Origin of the sequence: Ancylobacter sp. WKF20 (assembly GCF_029760895.1) — a bacterium.
GTDB lineage: Bacteria > Pseudomonadota > Alphaproteobacteria > Rhizobiales > Xanthobacteraceae > Ancylobacter.
Genome location: NZ_CP121679.1, coordinates 3152327 through 3174802, shown reverse-complemented (window position 1 = coordinate 3174802; position 22476 = coordinate 3152327). Strand labels below are relative to the sequence as shown.

The window sequence follows — 22476 nt, the reverse complement described above, 5'->3', positions numbered from 1 at the left end:
CGCCACCGCTCTACCTCTCCCCGGCGGGTTCCTCGACCCCGCCGGCTTTTTTTGGGGGGGGGCGCGAACCCGAGGCCTGGCTCACCCGTCAGAATGCTCTCGCCAGATCTCCGTCACACCGTCATCCCCGGGCTTGACCCGGGGATCCACGTCTTTGGTCGCGTGCGACGGCGGAGAGTCGTGGATGGCCGGGCCAAGCCCGGCCATGACGGTGCGCCATGACGGTGCGTGCCGTCTTGTCCCACAACGCCTTCCCGCCCCGCCCGTTGCGCGGGGGCGGTGATTCGGCTACGCACAATCACCTAGAACCATTCCGGTAAGGCCGGCCGCCGCGAGGCGGGTCGCCCTGCCATCCCCCGCGTCCCTCGTTGAGAGCCCGCCAGCATGCTGCGCAGCCTGACCGATTTCATCGCCGAGATCGCCGGCGGCACGCGCGAGGTGGCCTTTGCCGAGAATGATTACCGGCTCGCCGCCGCCGCGCTGCTGGTGCATGTCGTCACCATTGACGGGGTGATCGGCGCCGAGGAAATGGCCAAGCTGCGCGGCATTCTCGGGGCGCATTTCAACCTCGACGCGGCGGAGGCCGAGCGCCTGCTGGAGGCCGCCATCGCCCGCGATGCCGAGGCGGTCGACCTCTACGCCTTCACCAGCGTGCTCAACCGCGCCATGGATGATGAGGGCCGCAAGCGCGTCGTCGCCATGATGTTCGAGGTCGCCTATGCCGATGGCGGGCTCACCGAGTTCGAGGACAATCTGGTCTGGCGCGCCGCCGAGCTGCTGAACGTCGCCTCGCGCGACCGGGTGCAGATCCGCAAACAGGTTCGCGCCAGCTTCGACGCCGAGAGTTGAGCACGATACGGGCGGCTTGATGCCGGTGCCCAACTGGCGCCATCCTTGCCTGTGACCTGTTGAGCTGCGGTCGGCAACGCCCGCGCTTCGTGTCCCCCGAACCATGCGACGCCCGCCCGGCGCCTGGAGACCATGCCGCATCCCGTGCTGATCGTGCTCCATCAGGAGCATTCCTCACCCGGACGAATCGGACGCCTGCTGACCGAGCGTGGCTATCGGCTGGATATTCGTCGCCCCTGCCTCGGCGATGCGCTGCCGGCGACGCTGGCCGAACATAGCGGCGCGATCATCTTCGGCGGGCCGCAGAGCGCCAATGACTGCCACGCCTATGTCCGCTCGGAGATCGACTGGATCGGCGTGCCGCTCGCCGAGGGCAAGCCCTATCTCGGCATCTGCCTCGGCGCGCAGATGCTCGCCCGTCACCTCGGCGCGCCGGTCGCCCGCCACCCGGAGGGGTTGGTGGAGATCGGCTATTACCCGATCCGCGCGACGCAGGCCGGTGCCGCGCTGCTGGCCGAGGGCGGAGTGGGCGAGGGCGGAGTGGCCGAGATCGCCTGGCCCGAGCATGTCTATCACTGGCACAATGAGGGCTTCGCCCTGCCGGCGGGGGCGGAATTGCTGGCGGAAGGCGAGGCCTTCCCCAACCAGGCCTTCCGCTACGGTCCGGCGGCGCTCGGCATCCAGTTCCACCCGGAAGTGACGCACCACATGATGTGCCGCTGGACGGTGACCGGGGCCGACAGCTTCCATTTGCCCGGCGCCCGCCCGCCGCGCGCCCATTTCGTCGACCGCCTCCAGCATGACGGCCGCATCCGCCTCTGGCTCGACGCCTTCCTCGACCGCTGGCTCGCCAGCGGCCAGCCCGCGGCGGCGGAGTGAGGGGCTAGAGCTTTTCCGGTGAACTCCCATTCACCGGAAAAGCTCTAACTCATTGTTCCGGCGCATTTTCTTCACGCGAACCGGAATCCACTTCTTCTTCACGCGGACCGGAATCCACTTCGCTCGAAAATGCTCTAGCGGGCCTTCAGCTGCCGGAAGAAGCCGTCGAGCTGCCGGCCGATCGGTTCCCATTCATGGCTGCTGAGATCCGGCTCCCCCTCGCGGCCCGGGGCCTTCAGCCAGGCGATGAAGCTCGCCAGCACCTCGGCGTTGAACTCGCCCTCATAGAGATAGAGCCAGTTGGCGCCGACCTGCTGCTGCAGCTCGATCAGGCTGCCGAGCCGGGGCGCCAGCACGGGCCGCGCGCGCGAGAGGGCATAGATCGCCGAGCCGCTGTTGAGGATGTCGCGATAAGGCAGAATGACCGCATCCGCGCCATCCACCTGCTGCTCGATTTCGCTGTCCGACAGCAAGCCCAGGGAGAGCGCGACATTGGGCGCGCCCTCGGCGAACTGGCGCAGGCGCTGGGCAAAGCCTTTATCCGGGCAGTTGCCGCCGACCTTCAGCGTCACCGATTCCGGCGGCAAAGCGCGCACCAGCTCGATCAGCGTGTCGGCGGATTTGTAGGGACGCAGTTGGCCGATATAGGCGAGGCGTACCGGCTCGCTCACCGCCCGCGGCGCGGTCATCGGCGCGATGGCGCGGCCCTTGTAATGGCCGTGCGAGACCACGGTGAAGGGCTTTGCCTTCAGCTCCGGCCAGCGCTGATAGAGCAACGTGCGCGAGGTTTCCGACAGAAAGACCAGCCCGTCGATCGCGGCGAACAGGGCCCGCCGACCGGTCGGGAAAGGCGGCTTGTCCTTGTCGTGCGGCTCGATGTTGTGGACCACCCAGATGAGCTTGGCGCCCAGCAGCCACTTCGCCAGCAGGAACAGAAAAGCCCGCGCCGTCGCCTTGAGTGAGCGGACGAAGAAATACTCGTCCGGCCAGTGCAGCACGATCACATCCGCCCCGAACGGATAGAAGCGCACCCCACCGATCCGGTCCCCCACCGTGTTGCCCTGCGCGGCGAGTGCCTCGGCGAACATGATGGTGAACGGGTTCTGGCTGTTCCAACCCGGCCGCACCGTGATGTTCAGGGGCGCGCCGGCGCGCGCCGGGGCAGGCGGATCTATAGGGGCGCGCGAGGGGGCCTGGTTCATCGGTATTCCGCAGGAAGGAGAGCCATCGGGCAGTACGGCGAGCGAGGGATCAGGCCGGCCAGGGGTCAGGCCTGAGCGCTCTGGTCGAGGGGCGGTGCATCCTCGATCTGCGGCACCTGCGCCAGTTCGCGGAATTCGGCGCAGGTGGCGATCAGCTCGTCATAGGTGCCGGAAGCGGCGACGCGGCCGGCCTTGATGAAGAAGATGCGGTCGCAATTGCGCACGGTCGACAGGCGGTGAGCGATCATCACCAGCGTGCGGCCGCTCTTGGCCTCCTCGATCGCCGCCATCAGGCGACGCTCGGTGGCGTTGTCGAGCGCGGCGGTGGCTTCGTCGAGCACCAGTACTTCGGGGGAATAATACAGCGCGCGGGCGATGCCGATGCGCTGGCGCTGGCCGCCGGAGAGGCGCACGCCGCGCTCGCCGACATTGGTCTGCAACCCTTCCGGCAGGCCACGGACATAATCGGTGAGCTGCGCCGCCTCCAGCGCGCGCCAGACCGCGGCATCGTCGATCTCGCTCTCGGGCACGCCGAGCGCGACGTTGCGGCGGATCGAGGCATCGGTGAGGTAGATGGCCTGCGGAATATAGCCGATGAGCCGCTGCCAGCCCGCCAGGTTCTCGCCGATGGAGCGCCCACCCACCGTGATGTCGCCGCCGCTATAGGCGAGGAAGCCGAGCATCACGTCGACAGCGGTGGTCTTGCCGGAGCCGGTCGGGCCGACAAATGCCACGGAGCTGCCGGCCGGGATGGTGAGCGAGAGATTCTGCAGCGCGTCGTGGTTCTGGCCAGGGTAGCGATAGGTCACGTCGCTGAAGACGATGTCGCCCATGGCTAATGGCTTGGCGGTCCCCGCTGTGTCGAACGTCGGCTCGTCCGGGCCGATGCCGAGGGCGCGGTACTCGTCGACAAGGCTGTGAACCGCCGAAAGGTTCGAGCGCATGGTGCTGAGCGCGACCGCGAGCTGGTTCAGCGTCGGCAGCATGCGCACGGCTACGGCGCCGAGCATGGCCAGTGTGGGCACCACGAGGTCCGGAGAGCGCCCCTGGAGCAGCATGACGAAGACCAGCAGGATGAGCGCCGTCAGGCCCACCGTCTCGAAGACCGGCTTCGAGAGGCCCTGATTGAACCGCATCGTCCGCTGGGTCTCCTCGCGCACCTGCGCATGCTGCTGGAACTCGCCGCGGATATCCCCCTCAAGCCCCCGCAGCCGCGTGTGCTTATAGGAGCCGAGGCCCTCATTCAGAGTCTGTGTGATCTGACGGTTCCGGCGGCTGAACTCGAGGCCGACGCGATGCAGCTTTTCCCGATTCAGCCGCATGAAGAGGAAGCAGGATCCGCCCGCGGTGATGCCGAGCATCAGCGCGAGGAAGGGGTCCGACACGACGACTAGTGTGGTCAGTGCCCCCAGGATGAAGATTGCCTGGGCGGCCGTGAGCAGTGGCTGAAGGAAATTGCCGCCCATGCGCCCAGTCTCGCCCATGACAACATGGATGAAATGGGCGGTGTTCTGGGTGAGATGGAACAGGTAGGGCGCGTGCAGATAGGCCGTGAAAAGCCGCAGCGAGAGATCACCGCCGAGCGCGGCCATGAACCGGGCCTGCACCTTCAACACCACGAGGTTGAAAGCGCCCCGCAGCAGGAACAACGCGATGACGCCCACGCCGCCCGCGTAGATAAGGGTGACGGAGTCGTGGATACCGACCCAGTCGAGCCACGGCCGCAACTGTGGGAGAGCCATCGCCTCCTGCGAGCGGCTCATTAGCAGCACATAGGCAGGAACCGCGCCGACCGCGATGAACTCGAGGACGCTCAGTACGAACTGGAAGCCCAGCAGCACGATAAACTCGCGTCGCCGCGTGCGGGACAGAAGGCTCCAGAATTCGGAAATGCCGTCGATCTTCATGCGTTCCTACATTCTCAGCGCGAGGCGAAGCGGTGGGCGAGCCGGGTCTTCAACGTCTTGGCTGCGGCCACCAGCGGTCGGCGGATGACGCCTACCCAGCGCTCACGCAGCAGCCAGGCTAGGATCAGGACACCCGCCACGGCTTCGGTGTGCAGCGTGCCGGACGGCGATGCAAGGAGCGTTCCGGCCGCGAGAGCGAGGAAGGCGGTCAGACGGACGGTCTCTCGCGGAACCATGGCCTTGTCGCCACCTGCGCGGTAGACTGCATAGGTCATCCACATCGCGACGGTCTGGGCCAATAGCAGAGCGGCGCCGAGCGCGAGGCCGGGGATGAGGAGCAGCGGGGCCAGCAGCTTGGCGGCCTGCAGCAGCGGGTAGACGAAGATCCGGCGCGCCTCGGGCAGGCGATTATAGGCCGCGAACAGCCCCCGCACCACGAGTAGCACCACGATCCACACACCGGCCAAAATGGCGAAAAGGTCGCTGTCGAACACCCCCCCGGTGAGGCGCAGGCTCGCCAGCAACGCGCCGACAAGCCCGAGCGCGATGGCCCAGCTCCACGCATGGCGGGCGAGCGGGAAATCGCGGAAGCGCGCGGCCATCGGCGTCAGCGTCGGGTTCGCCTCGCGCGCGGCGGCGACTTGATCGTTCTCGAAATAGCCGATCTCGTAGACGGCGAGCATGGAGACGAACAGCGCGAGCGCCGCGCCCAGCCAAAGCCAGGGTGCGCCGGCGAGCGGCAGGGTCGCGAGCAGCAGCAAGGGCAGCTCGACGAACAGCGTCTGCTTGCGCACATAATGGGCGTTGTATTTCGCCAGCGCCGTGTAGCGCATCGGCAGATAGAAGGATTCTTCCGCCGCGCTCTTCTCGCCGACCGGCTCGACGAGCAGGGGGACTTTCACCCGGTCGAGCAGGTCGCGGTCGTCCTCGGAATCGGTCACCAGCGCGGCGGTGGCGACGACGCGCGGCGGGAACAGCCCGCCAATGAGCCGCGCCTTGCCGTGCCGCAGCGTCTTCAGCACGCGTGGGTGCAACTGGAACGGCACGCAGGCGCGCCGGCAGCTCTCCCAATGCGTGCCCTTGACGAGCGGGCCGATCAGCATGTCGAAGCCGAAGGAGACGATGACGGTGCGCTCGGCCGGCACGACCTTGAGCGCCTGCGCCAGCTCATGCGTGCCGCGCGCGGCGAACAGCGCGGGGGCATTGCGGCGCCAGCGGGCGAGGTTCCACGGCAGCAGCAGCGTCACCGCGACCACGGCGGCATAGTCGCGGAAGCGGAACCAGTGTCTGCCGAAGAATTTGCGCCACGGCAGGAAGCCGCGCACGAAGGCGAGGATGAGGCTGACCAGCAGCGCCGGGCGGGCCTGCCGCAGATATTCCTCGGTGGTGTTGCCGGCGAATAGCGTGTGGTCGAAATCGAGGAACACGGTGCGCTCGGACGGCCCGGTGAGGGCGGCGCGCACCTCGTCGGGGGAGGGCGCAGCGGGGTGGAACCCGTGGGCCGCGTCCGCCGCCGGCGCGGCGGGAAGCTCGGCGGCCGCCGTCGGCGCCGTGACGCGTTGGGCGAGATGTCGGTCGATCATCTCCACCGCTTGCGCCACGCCATACAGTCCCTCGACCTCGGCGGGATGGGAGACGACATAGGACCTGAGCATGTACCCGGACACGATATCGAACCGTGCCCGCCGTCGGGCCAGCTCGTCCGGGCTGGCGGTCATCGCCGCATCGATGGCGCGCCCCAGTTCATCGGGCTGCGCGATCTCGAAGAAGATGCCCTTGCCGTGATAGGCATCGTGGACGAGATGGACGACCGGCTTGCCGAGCCCGATGGCCATGGCCGTCAGCGATCCCCCCATCGAGACGACGACATCCGCCGTCTTCAGCAGCGGGGCCGGTGGCCCGTCGACGATGCTGACATTGCCGGGATAGTCCTGCTCATCCACCAGATGCAGCGCGTTGGGATGGACCTTGAGCAATACATCCTTGTCGGGATGCGCCTCGGCAACGGCCCGCGCGGCGTCGAAGGAGCTGAGGAACCCCGGAAGCAGCATGCGGCGGTCGGGGTGGTCCGTGGGGTGGATGCCGACGGTCATGTCGTCGGTGGTCAGGAACACGATCCGCTTGCGGGAATGCGGCAGGTCCGTCCCGCCGCCCTGCTGCCGGTAGCGGTCGAGCCCCTCCAGCGGAAATTTTGCGAAAAGCGCCGCCGTCGTCTGCCGGCAAAGCTCCGCCTGTGCGTCATCGGCGGCGATGTCCTCATAGGAAAGCGCGCGCAGGCGTGAGCCGGCCAGATGGTCCTGGCTGTCGAGGTGCCAGGTATTCGGCAGCGGCGCCCGCTCCAGCGTTGCCGTGGCGATGCCACGCTCGCGGCACAGATCATAGGTCACACCGACGCGGACCTCATAGGGGTTCCACGCGACGAACAGGTCCGGTTGGACGGTCGCCAGCACATGCTCGCTGACGCCACGGACGATCTCGTAGAGCTGGGGCGCCAGCGAGGCCGGGCAGCCCTGACGGGTGAGCACCTTGAGGCGCGCGATCCATTTGGCGGTCTCGGCGTCGCGAACCGGCGAGGGCGCGACCGGATAGTGACGCAGCCAATCGCGGATGGCATAGGGCATGGGCAGGCATCGGGCCTCGAAACCCGCCAGCGGACCCGGCGCCCAGAGCCAAACCTGATGGCCCTTCGTCTCGAGCGCGCCGATCAGGCTGCTGAAGAACGCGGCGGTCCGGTCAGCAGGCTGCAGCAGCGTCGAGAGGAGTATCGTGGCCATTCTCTATCTTTCAGCGGATGGTGTGCCTGCGCGTGCGGCGGGAACAGGGCGGAGGCACACTCAATGCCAAAGTCAGCTGTATTACGGGTTTATGTAACGCTGGGCTGACGTGGCTCCTGCTTGGATAATTGCCTCGGCGAGTTCGAAATCTTCGATTGAATCAACGTCAATGCCGCAGATCTTGTGCACAGGAACACCGCGCACGCGATCTCCGAGAAACTTCACGCCCAATTTTATGTTGCGGTACCAAAATATGTCTGTGTGAAAGACCTTATAAACCGGTTTGAATTCTTGGCGCCGGATCATCGAACGGCCGCCATCATCAAATGTCGGGTTCAGGTAGCCGTCGGTCAGCGTGTAGAGCCTTGGCTCGCCCTCGACGACCAGACGTACTGCATCCACGTCATCGTCCAGAAGATCGAGTGCCGTCCGTAGATCTGCTATGGCCCGAAACGGGAAGGTCGGACGGAACCAGACGATGGCGTCAGGCGGGGTGATCCCATGCTGCGCAAGCTGGCGGTCCATGTCTTCGAGGATATGCTCCTCCATGCTGGTGTCGGCGGCAGCCTCAGGACTGCGCAGAAAGGGCACCCACGCCCCATGCTGCTCTCCGATCGCCGCGTACTCCGCTGAGTCGGTCGTGAGCATGACACGCTCAAAGAAGCCGGTCTTGAGTGCGAAACGGATGGAGTGGCTGATAAGCGGTGTGCCCGCCAGAGACCGGATATTTTTGTTGGACAGTCCCTTCGACCCCGAACGCGCGGCGACCACCGCCCAGACACGCCGCCCATTATTCGCCAGAGACTCAGTCACGTTTCGCTCCTGCTAATGCCCCCGCACTCACCCCGCCTTGCGGCGGTATTTGTGGTGCTCGCTTGAATTGACCTTCTTTTCTTCCTCGCCGACGATGCGCTCTGCCTCGCGGATGCGGTCGACATACTCCTTGAAGGCCGGCGTGGTGAGGTCGACGGCGACGGCGTCGAAGTGCGCCCACTCGGTGTTGCCGAGCTTCACATGCTTCTCGACCATGCGCGCGCCCGCCGCCACCGCCAGCGCCGAGCCGAGCCAGCCGAAATCATGGCTCGAATAGGCCGGCATGAGGTGCGGGTACTGCTTGGACAGCTCGTGATAGTGCCGGACGATGCCGACGCCGCAATCTTCCAGCGGCGTGGGATAGGCCGAGTTCGCCTGCATCAGCACCAGCTTCTCGCAGGCGGTGAAGGTCTCCAGCACCCAGCGCTCATAGGCGTCGTCGGTCATGCCGGTCGAGAGCACCACCGTGCGGCGGTAATTCTTCGAGACATGGTCGAGATAGTCGCGGTGCTCGGAAATGGTCGAGGGCAGCTTGATGATCGGCGGGTCGAATTCCCGCAGGAACTCGAAGGAGGGCTGGTCCAGAACCGAGACGAACCAGCCGATATTGAGGTCGCGGCACAGCTTGTCGACGAAGGCGAAATCGTCGCGCGAGAGTTCGAGCTGCTGGCGATACTCGCCGAAGGTCTTGCCGAAGGGCGAGACATAGGGGGCCGAGAGCTGCTCGGGCGCATAGAAGCTGGCGACATCGCGCTTCTGCAGCTTGATGTAGTCCGCCCCCGACGCCTTGGAGGAGCGGATCATCCGCTCCAGCCGCAGCCGATCACCGAAATGGTTGGTGGTCAGCTCGGCGACCACCGAGACCTTGTTCGGGCGCCCGTCATTGGCCGGCTCCAGCTGCCGGCCGAACATGTGGTTCAGCTCGGTCGGGGAGAGCACGCTGAACGGCTTGGCGCCGACATGCTTCACCTCCAGCTCCGATCCCTTGAGGATGTAGAGCGCGTTGATGAAGAAGAATTCCTGCATGGTGAAGACGAGGCGTTTGTCGGCATCGGTCGCCCCGGTGAAGTCACGCTCCACCCGCTCGCTATAGGTGTGCCCGGCCTCGAAGTTGAAATCGAAGCCGACCATGTAGACGGTTTGCCGGCGCCCGCGAATGGCGGCGACCTTGCGGGCCACCTGCAGCGCGGTCATGAACAGCACGTCCTCGATCTTCAGCACGCCCGCCTGGAAGCGCTGCATCATCAGATCGGTGGATTCCTGCGTCAGCGGCACATGCTCGACATAAGCCACCTCGCGCTGCGGCGCGGTGAAGTCGGCCGAGGTGAGATAGGCGCGCGAGCGGTAGCCATTGGCGGCGATGCCCGCCTTGGCCCAGCCGGCATGGAAGACAGTGATGTCGGCCGGGGCGATCTGTTCGGCATCGTTCAGCGCGATGACCAGCGCCGAGGAAAACACCTGCGGGTCGATCAGGTCGGCCGAGGGCCCCTTACCGAGGATGAAGATCGTATCGGTGGCGTATGTCGAAGCGATATTTGCGATCAGGTCGGAGATAGTGTCCGCCATAGCTTGCCCCCTCCACGTCGATGTCACAGCCGTGCTCGCGCGCCAGCATGAGACCTGCAAGAATGTCCCAGCTCTTGGCGCCAGCCGGATTTGAGAACCCCGCCAGCGCCCCGCGCGTGACGTTGAACAGATTATAGGCCGCGCAGCCCATGATCCGCGCTTCGCCGGCCCGCGCCACGCGCGCGGCCAACTCGTCGGTGATCGAGGAGGAGAAGCCGATGATGCGCGAGCGCTGATAGGGAATGGCCTCCCCACTCATCAGCCGGTCCCCAAGCTCCGGCAGGAAGATCGCGCTGCCCTGATGCGCCCCGTCGCGCCAGATGGAGAGCGAGACGCCCCATTCCTTGAAGCCGGAGCAGAAATTCTCGGTGCCGTCGATCGGGTCGAGCACGGCGGTCCAGCCCGCAGCAGTCTCGGCCGCCTCGCCCTCCGCGCCGGGCGTGTAGCTTTCCTCGCAGATGAAGGTGAGGTCGGGCAAATGCTGGGCGAGATAGGCGTGGACGTTCTTCTCCACGCGCAGATCCGCCTCCGTGACCGGGCTGCCATCGTCCTTCCATGTGATGTTCTGGCGCATGGAGAGGATGGTCGGCAGGTCCAGCCGGACCATCTCATACACGTTCGCCAGCAGGTCTCGGACGTTGGTCATGTTGTCTCACTGCACCGCAACATCGCACCTCTACACGAAACCGTGTGACGAGAAGGATGTGAAGTTAATTCACCACAGATTTTGAAAGCAGCAGTGACTTCAGCGCATCGGTCTGGCGGGCATTCCAGGCCTGCGCGGCGCTGAAGGCGTTGTCGGCCATGGCGGCGCGTCGGTCAGGCTGGCCGAGGAGGTCGACCACCGCATCGGCGAAAGCCTGCGGATCCTCGTCGGGGACGGTGGCGATATAGCCGTCGCGTTCAGGCGCCGCAAAGCCCCTGCTGCCGGTCTCGGTGCTGACGCTTGGCACGCCGGCGGCCATGGCGTCGAGCTGCTTGATGTTGATGCCCGTGCCGAACAGCGTCGGGTTGAGGGCGATCGGCGCCTGCGCGAAGGCGTCGGATATGTGGTCGATACGGCCGAGCCGTAGGATCTCCGGCTGGTCCATGACGCGCTCGCAGATGCTGCCGGCCACCACGAGCCGGAAGTCCGGTCGCCGCGCCAGGATGCGCGGCAGGATGTTGCGGCGCAAATGATCGAGTGCGCTGATGTTGATGTCGTTCCCCGACCCGACGAAGGCGGCCGCCGGGGCTGCGCTCGCGGGGGCACGCCGGGAGAGATCCAGGAAGTGGCTGACCGTGTGCAATGTCGGCGGCGCACTGCCGAGGTCGCGGGCGAACCTCTCGGCTTCGCTCGGCTGGATGGCGATGACGGCATTGGCGCGCCGGAAGCCGCGCAGTTCCTCAGCCTTCGAGGTGGAGTACCATTGCGGGGGGCGGCCAACCTTGAGGAATTCGAGGTGGCGGTCGCCGAAGGCGTCATGGGTGTCGAGGATCTTCAGGGCCCGGGGGTCGAAGGCCTCAAGGGCGCGGGACATGAACACATATTCGCAGATGACGGCATCGAAGCCATGCACGGCGTCGAGCTGCTGCAGCGCGACATGGTAGCTGCGAAAATACCACTCATCGAGCCGATAGAGGTGCGGATCGCCGATACGCAGGCGTCGGCGCACGGCACGCCATTTCTCCTGCAGGCGGCGCTGGAGCGCGTCCCTGCCGTCGAGATCGAGCGAATGGAAATGGTCCGCGCCAAACTCCGCCATATGCGCCGCGCGGGTGACGGGGTCCGCGCCGCGGGGGGCGAGATAGGCGAAATGCAGGTCATGGCCGAGTTCGCGCACGGCGCGCGCCAAAGCGAGGATGCGCGCCCGGTTGCCAGCCGTGGGCGGGCAGGCGGGAGTCGGGGACACCATCAGGATCTTCATGGCGCGTATCCGTTGGACGTCGCAGGCGGGCGGCGGCGCGTGGTCGGGAGCCGCGAAGCGCGCGGGTCGACGCCGCGAATGCGGCCGTGGCCCGCCCGTGCGAGGTAGGAAGGTAGAGTGCGACTGTTAGCGGGGAATGTGCTGTTTGGGAACATGGCGCGGCCACAGCGCCGCGAAAATCATAGTAACGCCGGCCGCGCCGCGTGTGCCGCCCAAACATAAAAGCCCCGGCAGGCGGACCTGTCGGGGCTTTTTTATGGGTCTTGAGGCGCCGGACGGGGCGTCGCCCGATCAGGCGGCCTTCTTGCGGGTGCGGGGCTTCGGCGCCGGGGCGACGGGCTTCTTGCGCTGCTGGCCGAGGCCCATCTTCTTGGCGAGGTTGGAGCGCGCTTCCGCATAGCTCGGCGCGACCATCGGATAGTCGTTGGGAAGGCCCCACTTCGCCCGGTATTCCTCGGGCGTCATGTTGTACTTCGTGCGCAGATGGCGCTTCAGCGACTTGAACTTCAGGCCGTCCTCGAGACAGATGATATATTCCGGCGTCACCGACTTCTTGACCGGGATCGCGGGCTTCAGCACTTCTTCCACCGCTGCCGGCGCCGGGGCCGTGAGGCGAAGCAGAGCGCCATGCACCTTGGCGATGAGATCGGGGAGCTCTGTCGCCGGGACGCTATTGTTGCCGACAAAGGCGGCAACCACATCAGCGGTAAGGCCGAGATAGTCGACCGACGAGCTTTCCTGTTCCGACATATATTTCCTCCATCGCGAACGTCATCGGTGTAACACCATCGCGGCGCAGGTCAATAAGTAATCAAAAAAAATAGTTGTCGCGGTCAAGATAAAAACATCGTGCCTGGCATACAAGATCCCCTTCGAAACTGTGCTCATTCGCTCCATCGCCGGTTTCCGCGAGGACACCTCGTCGCAGAAGCCTTGAGCCGCCTTGCTTTTCCAGCGGGTCCGGGCGGCGCTCGCCGCTAAGCATAAAAAAAACGGATGCAGTGGCGAATTATGTCCAAAGCTGAACTACTGCATCCAGAGGTAGCGATGACTGAATACGCCGGCCACCCTTGGGATGCGTGGCCGGCGTTCAAAAACGCCCCTCAGGCGTAGATGTGATCGAAGAAGGCGCGCTCAAATACCACGGCGCGCGAGAAGAAATCCGCCGCTGATTCGCGGCGCAGGGGATCGCTCGCCGCGCCGACACGGTCGAGTTCGCCGCGCAGCCAGGTAACGAAGCTGCGAAAACCATCATTATTATGCAGGGTGATCCACTCGGCATGGACGAAGCTGGGGGGCAGCGCCGCACCGGGGCGGTCGGCCCAGTCGAGATACAGCCATTCGGCGACGGTGAGCACGGCGAGGGCGTTGGCATAGTCGCGGCTGGCGGCCGCCTCCTGCATCAGCGCCTGCAGGCCGGCCGTCGCCGTGGTGATGGTGGGGGCGTGCCGTTCGGCCTCGGGCACACCGAGCGCGTCGAAGGCGCGCAGGAAATAGGTGTTCTCGTCGCTGGTGATCATCGCGGCGAATTGGGTGAAGCGCACCCGCGCCTCGAACCGGTCAGCGGTGGCGATGGCGGTGCCGAGCAGGGCGACGAAACGGTCGATGAACTGGTAGTCCTGCACGAGATAGCGGCGCATCACCGCTTCCGGCACCGCGCCGGCGAAGATATCGTCGACAAAACGGTGATTTTTGGCCGCGTCCCAATCGTCCGCGTTGGTCTCGCGCAGTGCCTCGCTGAAGCTCATCCGGTCCTCCCTGGTCTGGCGGGGACCGCTCTAGAGCATTTCGCGACAAACTTCTTGGACTTTCCGTTCCGAAACGGTGCTGGCTTTTTCGACGTCGCCTTTACATCCGCACGGTCTGCCCGCCATCGACCACCAGCACATGGCCGTTGACGAAGGACGCTTCATCCGAGGCGAGGAACACCGCCGCGGGGCCCAGCTCCTGCGGGCGGCCCCAGCGGCCGATGGGAATGCGCAGGTCGACGAAGGCGGTGATCTCGGGATTGGCGACCATCGCGGCGTTGGTCTCGGTGGCGAACATGCCCGGCGCGATGGCGTTGGTCGTGATGCCGGCGCGGGCATAGTCGATGGCGAGCGCCCGCGTCAGCCCGTTCAGCCCGGCCTTGGCGGTGCTGTAGACCGGGTCATGGCCATAGACCACGTCGGCGGCGATGGAGGAGACGTTGATGATGCGCCCATGGCGGTGGCGCGCCATCAGCTCCGCCGCCTCGCGCGCCAGAAGGGCCGGGGCGACGAGATTGGCGCCGAACAGCGCCTGCATCTCGGTGTCGGTGAAATCCTTCAGCGGGCGGCGGTCGCGCATGCCGACATTGTTGACGAGAATGTCGAGCCGGCCGAAGCGGCGGTCGAGCTCGCCGATGGCGGCGCGCCCGGCGTCGCTGTCGGCAACGTCGAAGGCGGAGGTTTCCACCACGCCGCCCGTCGCGTCCCGGAGCGCGGCGGCGGCCGTATCGAGCCGCCCGGCGTCGCGGCCATTGATGATGACGGTTGCCCCGGCCTGCGCCAGCGCCTTGGCGATCTCGAAGCCCAGCCCGCGCCCGGCGCCGGTCACCAGTGCGACACGGCCATCGAGGGCGAAGAGGCGGGGGGCGTCTGACATCGGGCAGCTCCTTGGGGGGTGAGGACGCATCGTGCCGCGCCGGCGGGGGCGGCGCCACCCGCTTTCGGAATGGGGCCGCTTTTCTCGTCCCGGCGCTTCATGCCTAATGGCGCAAAGGGCGCGCCGACGCCAGCCGGGGACGGTGCCGGGGCGCTGGCATCGCTTTCGCATGGTACGGCCGGACAGGGGCGGGCGGTGAGCCCGAGGGGAGACGAGCATGACGCTGATCCGCAACAGCTATGGCAAGGGCCGCGTGAGGGTGATGCGGGTGAAGCGCGACAGCGCGCGGCACGAGGTGCGCGAGCTGAATGTGCAGGTCATGCTCACCGGTGCTTTTGATGCCGCCTATACCGAAGGCGACAACCGCTCCGTCGTCGCCACGGATTCGGTCAAGAACATCGTCAACTTCCTCGCCCGCGACCATGTCGGGGCGGAGAATGAGGTGTTCGCCGGCGTCATCGCCGATCATTTCCTCGCGCGCTACGACCATGTGTCGGGCGTCGAGGTGAGCGCGAGCGAGACGAAGTGGAGCCGCATCCTCGTCGACGGGGCCGCCCATGACCACGCCTTTACCCTCGACGGCAATGGCCGGCCCTTTGTTAAGCTCGCCGCCACCCGCGAAGCCCGCACGCTCACCTCCGGCGTCAGCGGCTTCACCTTTCTGAAGACCACGGAATCGGGCTGGGAGGATTACTGGTTCGACGAGGCGACCACGCTGAAGCCGACCGCCGACCGGCTTTTCGCCACCGCCATGGAGGCGGGCTGGCTCTGGGCGGGCGTGCCGGCTTCTTATGAGGCGGCCAATGCGGCCATCATCGCGGCGGCGCTCAAGGTCTTCGCCACCACCTACAGCCCCGGCGTGCAGAACACCATGTATCTGATGGGACAGGCGGCACTCGCCGCCGTGCCGGAGATCGCGGAAATCTCGCTCGCCTGCCCGAACAAGCACTATCTGCCGATCGACCTCTCGCCCTTTGGCCGCTCTTTCGACGGGCAGGTGTTCACGCCCACCGACGAGCCGCATGGCCAGATCGAATGCACGGTGGGGCGGGGCTGAGCGCGGGTGGATCTCAACGCGGTACAGGCGGTTCTAAAGCCCCGCGCGCGCGATGAACTCGCGCCGGCGCCGGGCGATGTGTGTCTCGCCGGCGGCACCTGGCTGTTCTCTGAGCCGCAGCCGGCGGCGCGGCGCCTTATCGACCTCACGCGCCTCGGCTGGACGCCGCTGGAACTGACCGAGGCGGGCCTCACCATCGCCGCGACCTCCACGGTAGCAAGGCTCGATGCGTTGGAACTCCCGGCCGACTGGCGGGCGGGGTGGCTGGTGCGTGAATGCTGCCGGGCCTTTCTTGCCTCCTTCAAGATCTGGAACATGGCGACGGTGGGCGGCAATATCTGCCTCGGCCTGCCCGCCGGGCCGATGACCTCGCTCGCCAGCGCGTTGGAGGGCGAGGCGCTGATCTGGGGACCGGACGGGGCGGAGCGGCGGATGCCGGTCGCCGCTTTCGTGCGCGGGCCGCTCGATGTCGCGCTGGCGCCGGGCGAGGTGCTGCGGGCCATCGACATTCCCGCCCGCGCGCTGCGCCGGGCCGCCGCCTTCCGCCGGGCCTCGCTTACCCCGCTCGGCCGCTCGGGCGTGCTGCTGATCGGTACGCGGGATGCGGAGGGGTTTCATATTACCATCACCGCATCGACGCGCCACCCGGTGGTGCTGGCTTTCGATCACCTGCCGGGCTGGGACGAACTCGCGGCTCGGCTCGGCTCGGCGATCCCCGACGCGCTCTATTATGATGACATCCATGGCCGGCCCGACTGGCGGCGGCACATGACCTTTCTGTTCGCGCAGGAAATCCGCGACGAACTGGCGGGAGCCGCGCCATGAAGCTCACCGTCAATGGCCGCCCGTTCGAGGCCGCGCCGCGTCCCGGCCAGTGCCTGCGCACGCTGTTGCGCGAGCTCGGCTGGTTCGGGGTGAAGAAGGGCTGCGACGCCGGCGATTGCGGCGCCTGCACCGTGCATGTCGACGGTGCGCCGGTGCATAGCTGCCTCTACCCGGCCTTCCGGGCCGAGGACGCGGCGGTGACGACCATTGAGGGGCTGGCCGATCTTGCGCCCGAACCCGGCCTGCACCCGATGCAGCAGGCCTTTCTCGACGCGCAGGGTTTCCAGTGCGGCTTCTGCACGGCCGGCATGGTGATGACCGCCGCCGCGCTCGACCAGAGCCAGACGCATGATCTCGCCAGTGCGCTGAAGGGCAATCTGTGCCGCTGCACCGGCTACCGCGCTATCGCCGATGCGGTGGCGGGCGTCGCTCATTGCCATGCGGACGCGGCGGGTGGCGCGGTCGGGCGCAACGTGCCCGCCCCCGCCGGGCCGGCCATCGTGACCGGTGCGGCGCGCTACACCATGGATGTCGCGCCGGAGGGGGAACTCGCCGGGCTGCTGCACATGAAGATCCTGCGCGCGGAGGTGCCTCATGCCCGCATCCGCGCGATTGACGCGGCGGCGGCGCGGGCGCTGCCGGGCGTCGTCGCCGTGCTCACCCATGAGGACGCGCCTGAGCGCCTGTTCTCCACCGCGCGCCATCATCACCCGACCGACGATGTGGACGACACCCGCGTGCTCGATCCGGTCATCCGCCATATCGGCCAGCGCGTCGCCGCCGTGGTGGCGGAAAGCGAGGCGGTGGCGGAAGCGGCCTGCGGGCTGATCCGTGTCGATTACGAGCCGCTGCCGGCGGTGTTCGACCCCGAGCTCGCTATGGAACAGGGCGCGCCGGCGCTGCATGGCGAGAAGGGGCCGCAATCACGCATTGCCGACCCCGCCCGCAACATCGTCGCCCGGCTCTCCAGCGAGACCGGCGATGTCGCGGCGGGCTTCGCGTCGGCCGATGTCATCCACGAGGCGAGCTATCAGAGCCAGCGCCTCCAGCATGCGCATCTGGAAACCCATGGCGCCATTGGCTGGCTGGATGGCGACGGGCGCCTCACGCTCCGCAGTTCCACCCAGACGCCGTTCCTGACCCGCGACGCCCTCGCGGATTTGATGGGTTTGCCGCGCGAGAAAGTGCGGGTTTTCGCCGCCCGCGTCGGCGGCGGCTTCGGCGGCAAGCAGGAAATGCTGGTCGAGGACATCGTCGCACTCGCCGTCATGAAGACCGGCCGGCCTGTGAAGCTGGAATATAGCCGCGCCGAGCAGTTCGCCGCCTCCACCAGCCGCCACCCGATGCGGGTCACGGTGAAGCTCGGCGCGACGCGGGACGGGCGGCTGACCGCCATCCAGCTCGACATGCTCCTGAACACCGGGGCTTACGGCAATCACGCGGTGGGCGTGCTGTTCCATGGCGCGGGCGAGTGCGTCGCGCTCTATCGCTGCCCGAACAAGCGAGTGGACGGGCGCAGCGTCTATACCAACAGCCTGCCGAGCGGCGCCTTTCGCGGCTATGGGCTGAGCCAGACCATCTTCGCGGTGGAATCGGCGCTGGACGAGCTGGCGCACAGGCTCAGCATCGACCCGTTCGCGCTGCGCCGGCTGAACGTCATCACCCCCGATGACCACACGGGGCATGATGATGTGGAGATCGGCAGCTATGGGCTCGACCAGTGCCTTGATGCCGTCGAAGCGGGCTTGCGCGGGCCGCTTCCCGCGCTCGGCCCGCACTGGGCGGTGGGGCGCGGCATGGCAGCGGCGATGATCGACACCATTCCCCCGCGCGGCCATGTCGGGCAGACCCGGTTGCGCCTCACCCATGAGGGGCGGTACGAACTTGCCACCGGCACGGCGGAATTCGGCAATGGCACCACCACCGTCCACGCGCAGATTGCCGCCGGTGCGCTGAACGCAGCGCTCAGTCAGATCAGCATCCGCCAGTCCGACACCGACCATGTGACGCATGACACCGGCGCCTATGGCTCGACCGGCGCGGTGGTGGCGGGCGCCGCGACGCTGAGGGCGGCTCAGGCGCTCGCCCTGATGATCCGGCAGGCGGCAGCCGCCCGGCTCGGCGTGCCAGTGGAGGCGTGCCGGATCGCGGGCGATCAGGTGATCGCGGGCGAGGTGCGCCTGCCACTCAGCGATCTCGCGCCGCTCGAGGCGGTGGGCGAGGCGAATGGCACCCCGCGCTCGGTCGCCTTCAACGTGCAGGGCTTCGAGGTCGCGGTGCACCGGCGCACGGGCGAGATCCGCATCCTGCGCTCGGTGCATGGCGCGGATGCCGGCACCGTCATCAACCCCATGCAGTGCCGCGGGCAGGTGGAGGGCGGCGTCGCCCAGGCCATCGGCGCGACGCTCTATGAGGAGCTGCGCATGGACGGGCAGGGAGCGGTGAGCAATCCGAGCTTTCGCGGCTACCATATCCCCGCCTTCGCCGATGTTCCGGTGACGCAGGTGTTCTTCGCCGACACCCATGACCGCATCGGCCCGCTCGGCGCCAAGTCGATGAGCGAGAGCCCGTTCAACCCGGTGGCGCCCGCGCTTGCCAACGCGATCTTCAATGCCACCGGCGTGCGGCTGCGGGCGACGCCCTTCACCGCCGACCGGCTCTACAGGTTTCTCATCGAGAAGGAGCCGGCATGAGCGCGCTCACCGCCCTGCGCGGGCCCGCCGCGACGCTGACGGACGATCCCTTCGACAAGCCCTCGCGCGCCTGCCTCGCCTATCACGAGGACGCGCTGGTGCTGATCGAGGATGGCATCATCCGCGCCTTCGGCCCCTATGCCGAGCTGGCTCCAAGCCTGCCGGACGGGCTGGAGCCGGTGCATTACCCGCACCACCTCATCGTGCCCGGCTTCATCGACGCGCATGTGCATTACCCGCAGCTTCAGGTGATCGGCGCCTATGGCACACAGTTGCTGGACTGGCTGACCACCTACACCTTCCCGGCCGAGCAGGGCTTCGCCGATGAAGGCCATGCTGCCCGTGTCGCCAAGCTGTTCCTGCGCGAATTGCTGCGGGCGGGCACGACGACGGCGATGGTCTATTGCACCGTGCATCCGCAATCGGTGGAGGCGTTCTTTGCCGAATCCGAGCGCTTCAACACCCGCATGATCGCCGGCAAGGTGCTGATGGACCGGCACGCCCCGGCGGCGCTGCTCGACACCGCCCAGCGCGGCTATGATGAGAGCCTCGCCTTGATCGAACGGTGGCACGGGCGCGGGCGGCAGCTCTATTGCGTCACCCCGCGCTTCGCCCCGACCTCGACCGACGCCCAGCTGGAGGCGGCGGGCGCTCTGCTCAAGACCCGCGACGACCTCTTTCTCCAGACCCATCTGTGCGAGAATACCGACGAGATCGCCTGGGTGCGCGAGCTTTTCCCGGCGCGGCAGAGCTATCTCGACGTCTACGCCCATGCCGGGCTGGTGCGCCCGCGCGCCATGTTCGGCCACGCCATCCATATGCATGAGGGCGATTTCTGCACCTGCCACCAGAGCGGGGCGGGCCTCGCCCATTGCCCGACCTCCAACCTCTTTCTCGGCAGCGGTTTGTTTCCGTTGTTTCAAGCGGTTGACCCGCGCCGGCCGGTCAAGGTCGGGCTTGGGACGGATGTCGGCGGCGGCACCAGCCTCTCGCAATTGCAGACGCTGAACGAGGCCTACAAGGTCGCAGCCATGGCCGGGCACAAGCTCGACGCGGTGCAGGCCTTCTATCTGGCGACGCTCGGCGGGGCGCGGGCGCTGCATCTGGATGACCGCATCGGTATTTTGGCACCGGGCCGCGAGGCGGATATTTGCGTGCTCGACCCGCACGCCACGCCGCTGATGGATTTCCGCGCCGGCTATTGCGCCTCCATCGAGGAATTGCTGTTCATGCTGATGACGCTGGGCGATGACCGGGCGGTGCGGGCGACCTATGTCGCGGGCGCCCCTGTCTATGACCGCGCGCGGGCGGGCGATCCGTTTCGCGTCTTTGCCGAGGCGTGAGGAGGCCACGTGACCGAAACCCTTTCGCTGCAACAGCTTAACGCGCTCGACGAGGCCGGCTTCATCGCCGCACTGGACGGCATTTTCGAGCACGCGCCCTGGGTGGCGGCGGGGGCCTCTGCCCGGCGCCCCTTCACTACCGTGACGGCGCTGCACGAGGCGCTGATGCAGGCGGTGCTGGCGCGGCCGGAGGAGGAGCGCGTCGCCTTCGTTGCCGCCCATCCGGACCTTGCCGGCAAGGCGGCGCGTGCGGGTAATATTGCACCAGCTTCCGTCTCCGAACAGGCGGGGCTCGGGCTCGACCGGCTGCCCGACGCGGAGTTCGAGCGGTTCGAGCGGCTGAACGCCGCCTATCGCGCGCGCTTCGGCTTTCCCTTCGTGATCTGCGTGCGGCGCCAGACGCGGGACGCCATTCTCGATGCCTTCGAGGCCCGGCTGGCCCATGATCGCTCCGCCGAACTGGCGATGGCGCTTGATGAGATCGGCCATATCACCCGTCTCCGGCTGGTGGAGCGGGTGACCGGCGCCGGCGTGCCGAAGACTACGGGGCGGCTCTCCACCCATGTGCTCGACACCCACAAGGGCGCGCCGGCGCAAGGGGTTGCCGTCACGCTCTATGAGGTCGGCGCCTCCGGGCGGGCGCGGCTCAAGGAGGCCGTCACCAATGCGGATGGGCGCACCGATGAGCCGCTGATCGGCGGCGCGCCGCTGCGCATCGGCACCTATGAGATCGTGTTCGGGATCGGCGCCTATTTCGCCGCGCGCGGGCTCGACCTGCCGGCAAAGCCGTTCCTCGATGAGGTGCCGATCCGCTTCTCCATCAGCGAGCCGGAAGGGCACTACCATGTGCCGCTGGTCGCAACCCCCTGGAGTTACTCGACTTATCGCGGGAGTTAGCGGGGACGGAGTGCCGCCGGGCCGAGCTTCTTGAGCTGGTCGATGGAGGTCAGCCCCATCAGGCCCAACGTCAGGCTCACCTCCTCGGTGAGATGGGCGATGATGCGGGCGACGCCCGCCTCGCCGGCGGCCGCGAGGCCATAGACATAGGCGCGGCCGAGCAGCACGCCGGAGGCGCCGAGCGCCAGCGCCTTGATGATGTCGGCGCCGCGCCTTATCCCACCGTCGAACAGTATTTCTATACCGCCATCAACCGCCTCCGCGATGCCGGGCAAAGCGGCGATGGTGGAGGCGGCGCCATCGAGCTGGCGGCCGCCATGGTTGGAGACGACGATGCCGTCCGCCCCCGCCGTTTGGGCGAGGCGCGCATCCTCCGGCGAGAGGATGCCCTTGAGCACGAGGCGCCCCTTCCAGCGGGCGCGCAGGCGCTCGACATCTGCCCAGGAGAGGCGCGTGTCGATCCGCCGGGAGAGGTTACTGGCCTGTTCCAGCACGCCTTTTCCGAATTCCGGGCGGTGCGCGACGGCGCCCACCTCCGGCATGCCCGCCCGCAGCATGTCGAGGCACCAGGCGGGGCGGGTGAGCAGGCGCAGGCCGAGCGCGGGGGATATACGGGTGAGCGCGCGAAAACCGTTGCGCACATCGCGCTCGCGCACCGAGGTGATGGCGGTGTCGACGGTGAGGAACAGCGTCTCCACGCCCGCCTCTTCCGCCTGCGCCAGCAATTCGTCGCCAATGGCGCGGTCGGAGAGCACATAGAGCTGGAAGGCGAGCGGGCCGGCGGTGGCGGCGCGCAGCTGGCCCAGCGAGGCGATGGAGAAGGTGGACAGGCACAGCGGCACCCCGGCCGCATGGGCGGCGCGGGCCGCCGCGATCTCGCCCTTGCCGGCATAAAGCCCAAGGAAACCAACGGGTCCGAGCATGAAGGGCAGGGGGTGGGAGGCGCCGAGATAGTGCGTGGTGAGGTCGCGCGCGGAGACATCGTTCAGCACGCGCTGCACCAGCGTCCAGCGGGCGAAATCGGCCCGGTTGGCCGCCAACGTCTCCTCGCCGAAGGCGCCGCCATCGACATAATCGAAGAAGATGCGCGGCAGACGGGCCTTGGCGGCGGCGCGGGCATCCTCGACATTGACGATCAT

At 67.2% G+C, this 22476-nt stretch carries 18 protein-coding genes; 7 read left to right on the top strand and 11 right to left on the bottom strand.

Going from position 1 to position 22476, the window contains the following annotated elements; all coding sequences use genetic code 11:
• Window positions 1-384 precede the first annotated feature (384 nt).
• Together AncyloWKF20_RS14550 and AncyloWKF20_RS14545 are read left to right on the top strand one after the other, a co-directional pair.
• Window positions 385-849: a TerB family tellurite resistance protein gene (locus AncyloWKF20_RS14550; protein ID WP_279314743.1), complete on the top strand. Its 465-nt coding sequence runs from the start codon at window positions 385-387 to the stop codon at window positions 847-849.
• A 132-nt stretch (window positions 850-981) separates the two neighbouring features.
• Window positions 982-1728 (top strand): glutamine amidotransferase, encoded by a 747-nt coding sequence (locus AncyloWKF20_RS14545; RefSeq protein WP_279314742.1) that lies wholly within the window; start codon window positions 982-984, stop codon window positions 1726-1728.
• Window positions 1729-1862: 134 nt separating this feature from the next.
• Here AncyloWKF20_RS14545 and AncyloWKF20_RS14540 read toward each other — a convergent pair whose 3' ends face one another.
• From AncyloWKF20_RS14540 to AncyloWKF20_RS14495, 10 genes are all read right to left on the bottom strand, one after another.
• Window positions 1863-2930: a hypothetical protein gene (locus AncyloWKF20_RS14540; RefSeq protein ID WP_279314741.1), complete on the bottom strand. Its 1068-nt coding sequence runs from the start codon at window positions 2928-2930 to the stop codon at window positions 1863-1865.
• Between the two features lie 65 nt (window positions 2931-2995).
• A complete protein-coding gene (locus AncyloWKF20_RS14535; RefSeq protein ID WP_279314740.1) occupies window positions 2996-4837 on the bottom strand; it encodes an ABC transporter ATP-binding protein in 1842 nt (613 codons plus the stop codon).
• Window positions 4838-4851: 14 nt separating this feature from the next.
• On the bottom strand, window positions 4852-7611 hold the full coding sequence (locus AncyloWKF20_RS14530) for a hypothetical protein (RefSeq protein WP_279314739.1): 2760 nt from the start codon (window positions 7609-7611) through the stop codon (window positions 4852-4854).
• An 81-nt stretch (window positions 7612-7692) separates the two neighbouring features.
• Window positions 7693-8424, bottom strand: coding sequence for an acylneuraminate cytidylyltransferase family protein (locus AncyloWKF20_RS14525; protein ID WP_279314738.1), 732 nt, complete (start codon window positions 8422-8424; stop codon window positions 7693-7695).
• A gap of 27 nt (window positions 8425-8451) precedes the next feature.
• A complete protein-coding gene (locus tag AncyloWKF20_RS14520) occupies window positions 8452-9990 on the bottom strand; it encodes an N-acetylneuraminate synthase family protein (protein WP_279314737.1) in 1539 nt (512 codons plus the stop codon).
• Entirely contained in the window at window positions 9914-10636 is a 723-nt protein-coding gene (locus AncyloWKF20_RS14515; RefSeq protein WP_279314733.1) for an inositol monophosphatase family protein, read from the bottom strand. Before AncyloWKF20_RS14515 ends, AncyloWKF20_RS14520 begins: the two co-directional genes overlap by 77 nt.
• 64 nt (window positions 10637-10700) lie before the next feature.
• Window positions 10701-11897 carry a glycosyltransferase family 4 protein gene (locus AncyloWKF20_RS14510; RefSeq protein ID WP_279314732.1) on the bottom strand — a complete coding sequence of 399 codons (1197 nt, stop codon included), beginning with the start codon at window positions 11895-11897 and terminating at the stop codon, window positions 10701-10703.
• 291 nt (window positions 11898-12188) lie between these two features.
• Window positions 12189-12647 (bottom strand): MucR family transcriptional regulator, encoded by a 459-nt coding sequence (locus AncyloWKF20_RS14505; RefSeq protein WP_267584763.1) that lies wholly within the window; start codon window positions 12645-12647, stop codon window positions 12189-12191.
• Window positions 12648-13000: 353 nt separating this feature from the next.
• On the bottom strand, window positions 13001-13645 hold the full coding sequence (locus tag AncyloWKF20_RS14500; protein ID WP_279314731.1) for a TenA family protein: 645 nt from the start codon (window positions 13643-13645) through the stop codon (window positions 13001-13003).
• 100 nt (window positions 13646-13745) lie between these two features.
• Window positions 13746-14522, bottom strand: a complete 777-nt coding sequence (locus AncyloWKF20_RS14495) for an SDR family oxidoreductase (RefSeq protein ID WP_279314730.1) — start codon at window positions 14520-14522, stop codon at window positions 13746-13748.
• 217 nt (window positions 14523-14739) lie between these two features.
• On the opposite strand from AncyloWKF20_RS14495, the gene pucL reads away from it, so the two are divergent.
• From pucL to uraD, 5 genes are read left to right on the top strand one after another with little or no spacing between them, the layout of a single operon-like run.
• Window positions 14740-15579, top strand: a complete 840-nt coding sequence (gene pucL, locus AncyloWKF20_RS14490; RefSeq protein ID WP_279314729.1) for a factor-independent urate hydroxylase — start codon at window positions 14740-14742, stop codon at window positions 15577-15579.
• Between the two features lie 6 nt (window positions 15580-15585).
• On the top strand, window positions 15586-16404 hold the full coding sequence (locus tag AncyloWKF20_RS14485) for an FAD binding domain-containing protein (RefSeq protein ID WP_279314728.1): 819 nt from the start codon (window positions 15586-15588) through the stop codon (window positions 16402-16404).
• Window positions 16401-19097, top strand: a complete 2697-nt coding sequence (locus AncyloWKF20_RS14480) for a molybdopterin cofactor-binding domain-containing protein (RefSeq protein WP_279314727.1) — start codon at window positions 16401-16403, stop codon at window positions 19095-19097. The genes AncyloWKF20_RS14485 and AncyloWKF20_RS14480 overlap by 4 nt, the downstream gene beginning before the upstream one ends.
• Complete coding sequence (gene guaD / locus AncyloWKF20_RS14475; RefSeq protein ID WP_279314726.1) at window positions 19094-20440, top strand: guanine deaminase; 1347 nt, start codon at window positions 19094-19096, stop codon at window positions 20438-20440. Before AncyloWKF20_RS14480 ends, guaD begins: the two co-directional genes overlap by 4 nt.
• Before the next feature lie 9 nt (window positions 20441-20449).
• Window positions 20450-21337 carry a 2-oxo-4-hydroxy-4-carboxy-5-ureidoimidazoline decarboxylase gene (gene uraD, locus AncyloWKF20_RS14470; protein ID WP_279314725.1) on the top strand — a complete coding sequence of 296 codons (888 nt, stop codon included), beginning with the start codon at window positions 20450-20452 and terminating at the stop codon, window positions 21335-21337.
• Here uraD and AncyloWKF20_RS14465 read toward each other — a convergent pair.
• Entirely contained in the window at window positions 21334-22476 is a 1143-nt protein-coding gene (locus AncyloWKF20_RS14465) for an alpha-hydroxy acid oxidase (RefSeq protein ID WP_279314724.1), read from the bottom strand. The genes uraD and AncyloWKF20_RS14465 overlap by 4 nt on opposite strands.